This window comes from Mycobacterium sp., assembly GCF_049281135.1.
In the GTDB taxonomy this organism is placed as follows: Bacteria; Actinomycetota; Actinomycetes; order Mycobacteriales; family Mycobacteriaceae; genus Mycobacterium.
The window spans coordinates 1-4,280 of the sequence record NZ_JBAPRN010000580.1; the positions used below are offsets into that span (position 1 = coordinate 1).

The following is a 4,280-nucleotide window of genomic DNA, read 5'->3' on the forward strand; positions in this document are numbered from 1 at the left end:
CTGCTAAGCCGTCCTTCGTAGAGTGGAGCAGCTTCTTATGGAGCGTTGAGATCGCGACCACCAGATGCATGACCGAGGGCAGTGTGATCTGCTGGCGAACGCTGCTGTAGCCAGGCTCACCGGGAGACAGCTGCACCCAATGGCCGGCGATCTGTGATGCCAATGCGGGCCGGAACCCCATGCTCTTCGTCAGGCCGCGAGCGTTGCCGCTGAAGTAGGTCTCTCTGCCGTCCACCTGCGCCAGGAGTACCTCGCCGTGCACCGTGATCCGCTGTAGCCCGCTCGAGGTCATGTCGATGCTCGTGACCTTGGACACTCCGCCGCCGCTCGTCACGTTCCGAATCGAGAGGCGCACCGCGCCGGAGGAGAGTGCGTCGGCGGTCGCCGCCCGAAGCAGCGCTTGGGGAGTCGCTGGGGGCGCTACCGTCGTCGCGACGGGTGCGCTCCGGGTGACCGGCGCGGCTTGCGGTGTCTGGCTCGAGCCTCCCTTGGTCACCTCGTAGCCGACTGCGAGCAGTGCGAGAACCGCGATGGCCGCGACGCCGGCAACAACAGGTCGGGAGGTAGGGCGACTGCTGCCACGGCGAGAGGGCGGCGCAGACTGCGGCACGATCGTGTCTGTCACCAATCAGAGGTCGGCCGAGGATGAGCCGGCCTTGAGCGGGTGCGCCGCCCAGCACAGCGCTCAGGTTGATGTCGCGCCGGCTGGCGTCACCACGGAGCCACCGATGTCTTGATCCAGAACGGTGATCGGTAGCCCCGCACGGATCAGGAAGCAGGTCTGCCAGATGTCATCGCTGTAGACAGCCGGGTACGTGCCGGGCGCGAGTGACGGTCCCCAGTTGTGCCGAAGCGGATCCTGCAGCAGCTGCTCGCCAGGAAGCGCGCTGTAGATGACGCTCTCGCGGACGGGCTGGCACGCGAGCAGACCGCCGTTGAGCACGGGGGCCACAATCAGCGGGTCCTTGGGCGATACATAGAACCGGAAGTGCCCGTACGCACCGTTGGCCTGGACGGCGTTCTGGGGATGCGCGGCGAGGTAGGCGACTCGATTTCCGGTGTCTCCGGTGAGGTCGAAGCCGGTGTTTGTCGGGATCCGGCCGGTGTTCTTCGCCTTCTGCCAGACCCTGGCCCAGCGTGAGGCGATGTGGGAAGCGGACTGCCTCTGCTCGGCAGTGATCGGCGGGGCGAAGCCCGCCGTCAGCGACGCGATGAGGGTTGGGGTGTTGCCGGGCGGCAGCCCGTACCCGCTGTCCTCGGTGACCAGCCAGGGTGAGCCGGAACGCTGCTTGGTGAACACCAGGACTTCGATCCAACCCTGGCCGTCGGTCTCGGTGCTGGCTTCTCCGATGAAGTGTGCCGGGTACCGGGTCTGAGGCGGCACGATGACGGTCGATGACAACATGCGACGCGGGGATATGACATCCAGGCACCCGCAGCCCACGGCAGCTTGCTCCCAGCTCTTGGCGGGCCCACTCGCCATCACGGCAAGGGCCGGAAGGTTCTTCGCGACCAACGCCGCCTCGTGGCGTGGCCAGTAGTGATCGAGCACCTGTTGCGCCATGGCTGGAGTGAGGATCGCCGAGGTGCCTGTCGGCGTGGCGCCCGCAGCGTGGTTGCTCGACCGGTTCAGCAGCACCCACCCGCCGCCAGCCGCCACGAACACCATGAGCACGACGAGCAGCGCCACGAGAGGAGCCCGCAGGCCGCGTGTGGTACGACGCGGTGGAGGGACCGGAAAGACCCACTCCATGTCCGGAGATGTGGGCCGTTCAGGATCAGCGGGCGAAGATGGTGTCACCCTGCCCCAGTCGACTGATTCGAGGATCAACTGAAGTGTCAGGAAACCAGTGAGACCGAGTCGCATCACTGTCAGCGAGCGTGCGGACCATGCTTCTGAGAGGGTGGCTGATCGGAGTGCGGTCCTCGTACGCGACCCCGCTCGTGGCACTCGATTCAGGGGGCGTCGTGAAGCTGCTACTCACCTCCGGGGGCGTCACCAACCCGGGCATCAGCGCTGCGCTGGTCGACCTGCTGGGCAAGCCGACCACCGAGGCGACTGCGCTCTGCATCCCGACCGCTCAGTGGGGCCACCCCCTGTGTGGCCCGGTCTCGGCGCGCGGATTCGTCAGCGGCCTGCCTCCGTGGGGTGGCATGACCTCGCTGGAGTGGAAGTCGCTGGGTCTGCTCGAACTGTCGACGCTGCCCAGCGTCGGTGCGGAGCGCTGGGTGCCCTGGGTCCGGGAGGCCGACGTGCTTCTGGTGGACGGGGGCGATGCGACGTACCTGTGCCACTGGGTTCGCGCGTCCGGGCTGGCAGACCTCCTGCCGTCAATGGCCGAAACGCTCTGGGTCGGAGTCAGCGCCGGCAGCATGGTGATGACTCCGAGGATTGGTGCCGACTTCGTGCACTGGCCGTCGGCGAAAGACGACCGGACTTTGGGGCTCGTCGACTTCTCGATCTTCCCCCATCTGGATGTCTTCCCGACGAACACTTCGGCCGAGGCGGAGCGTTGGGCCGCTGAGATCGGCGGTCCGGCGTTTGCCATCGACGACCAGACCGCCATCAAGGTGGCTGGTGACACCGTCGAGGTCGTCTCCGAGGGGCGCTGGCAGCAGTTTCCGTAGCGGCCTCGAACGCCTGGATCACGAGTGGTAGCGGATCGTCACACTCGCGCGGGATCCGGACTTGTTCAGGTTGGTGACCGAGATCGTTCCGCTGGCTCCCTTGAAGGATCCGGTGCCGCCGGTGATGGTTCCGGGCGTCGTGGGCGTGTTGTTGATCGTCACCTTCGCGTAGATAAGCCCAGCCTTCGTACCGAAGACAACCACCCCGACACCGCCGGTGCTTGAGGTGATGCGGCCATCGAGAATGCCGAAGCCGATGACCTTCCCGCCGCGCTCAGCTTCGGCGTCCTCGACGAACGTGCGCTTCGAGGGCTGGGTCTGCTTCTGCGTCACAGCGACGAACTTGAGGGTGTGGCTTGTCGACTCGGAACTGGCGAGCGCGGGCATCGCGACTGCGGCGATCCCGACTGCGCCTGCGCTACCTAGCGCGGCAAGGGCGAGGGCCTTCTGCATGACGTACCTCCAGTAGTTAAGGATGCTGTGTCGGCAACCTACGAGCCGGGCACACCCGCACGAATCACCTGCGCGAGCGATGTTCGGAGCCACGTCGTCCCCCTTGAGGAGGACGGATCAGCGATCGACCGCCAATCCGCCAAACGCGAGTCGACATCACCCGACCTGTGGCAGCATTTCGGCATGAGACGGGCGTGGGGGGTCTCGCTGGTGGCGCTGTTCGCAGCGCTGTTGGTGGGAATGCCGGCAGCTGCAAGCAACACCGCCTTCACCGCAAGCCGGGCACCCGGCATTGACGGTGTCGCCACCGGCCTGCGGCTGAACGCGGTCGACTGCTCGTCACCGGGCAACTGCGTGGCCGTGGGCTCACAGAACGGCAGCGGTGCCATCGACGTCGAGAAGGCCGGGAAGTGGAAGGCCGTCACTCTCTCGGCACGGACGGGCGCGGGCTCGACGAATCTCACCGCGGTGTCGTGTCCGGCGCCCGGCTCGTGCGTCGCAGTCGGCACCGACGGGAGCCAGGGTGTCATCGAGACTCAGGCCGGCAGCAAGTGGAAAGGCCTCGACGCCACCGGCGACGGCAGTCTCTATCCCGGATCGTACGAGGGCCAGCTCTCCTCCGTCTCGTGCCCTGCGGCTGGGTCCTGCGCAGCAGTCGGGCAGGCCATCCACGACAACTCGATGGGTACTCAGGAAACAGACGGATTGATCGCCGACCTCATCCCGAGCAAGAACCCCGGTAAGCCCAGCGTCTGGTAAGCGCAGAAGGCACCGGAGTACCTCAACATGAAAGAACCAGCGTCGCTCGCGAGCGTTTCCTGCTCTGCACCCGGCGAATGCCGTGCCGTGGGCTATGCCCTCGATGACTCCATCGATCACAACCAGTACGCGCTCATCGACGACCAGAAGAAGTACGTCTGGGCCTACGGCGCGGCCGCTGTAGCGGCCGACGCCAACGGCGGCGCGGCGGGACTTCAGTCGATCTCCTGTGTCGGAGCCACCTTCACCTGCATGTCGGCCGGCTACTACTCCACCGCCAAGCAGGGCCGCGCTCCCATGATTCAGACCACTGATTCCAAGGACCATTCGCAAGTCACCGCTGACCTCATCCCCACCGAGGACAACTCGGCTGAGCTTGATGCAACGTCTTGTGCCGCTAACGGCTTCTGCCAGTCGGTGGGCTCGGCGTCCGATCCTGG

At 66.1% G+C, this 4,280-nt stretch carries 6 protein-coding genes; 3 read left to right on the forward strand and 3 right to left on the reverse strand.

The window, feature by feature from the left end; genetic code table 11:
• Together WAN02_RS22645 and WAN02_RS22650 are read right to left on the reverse strand one after the other, a co-directional pair.
• The coding region (locus WAN02_RS22645) for a hypothetical protein (RefSeq protein WP_422266581.1) at nucleotides 1-625 on the reverse strand (625 nt) is incomplete at its 3' end.
• A 60-nt stretch (nucleotides 626-685) separates the two neighbouring features.
• Entirely contained in the window at nucleotides 686-1,690 is a 1,005-nt protein-coding gene (locus WAN02_RS22650) for a hypothetical protein (protein ID WP_422266583.1), read from the reverse strand.
• A 278-nt stretch (nucleotides 1,691-1,968) separates the two neighbouring features.
• Here WAN02_RS22650 and WAN02_RS22655 point away from each other — a divergent pair, with 278 nt between their 5' ends.
• A complete protein-coding gene (locus tag WAN02_RS22655; RefSeq protein ID WP_422266584.1) occupies nucleotides 1,969-2,628 on the forward strand; it encodes a Type 1 glutamine amidotransferase-like domain-containing protein in 660 nt (219 codons plus the stop codon).
• 18 nt (nucleotides 2,629-2,646) lie between these two features.
• On the opposite strand, the gene WAN02_RS22660 is transcribed toward WAN02_RS22655, so the two are convergent.
• Nucleotides 2,647-3,081, reverse strand: a complete 435-nt coding sequence (locus WAN02_RS22660; RefSeq protein WP_422266586.1) for a hypothetical protein — start codon at nucleotides 3,079-3,081, stop codon at nucleotides 2,647-2,649.
• Nucleotides 3,082-3,264: 183 nt separating this feature from the next.
• Here WAN02_RS22660 and WAN02_RS22665 point away from each other — a divergent pair, with 183 nt between their 5' ends.
• Entirely contained in the window at nucleotides 3,265-3,840 is a 576-nt protein-coding gene (locus WAN02_RS22665; protein WP_422266588.1) for a hypothetical protein, read from the forward strand.
• A gap of 27 nt (nucleotides 3,841-3,867) precedes the next feature.
• Nucleotides 3,868-4,280, forward strand: a 413-nt coding sequence (locus WAN02_RS22670; RefSeq protein ID WP_422266590.1) for a hypothetical protein, incomplete at its 3' end; no start/stop codon positions are given.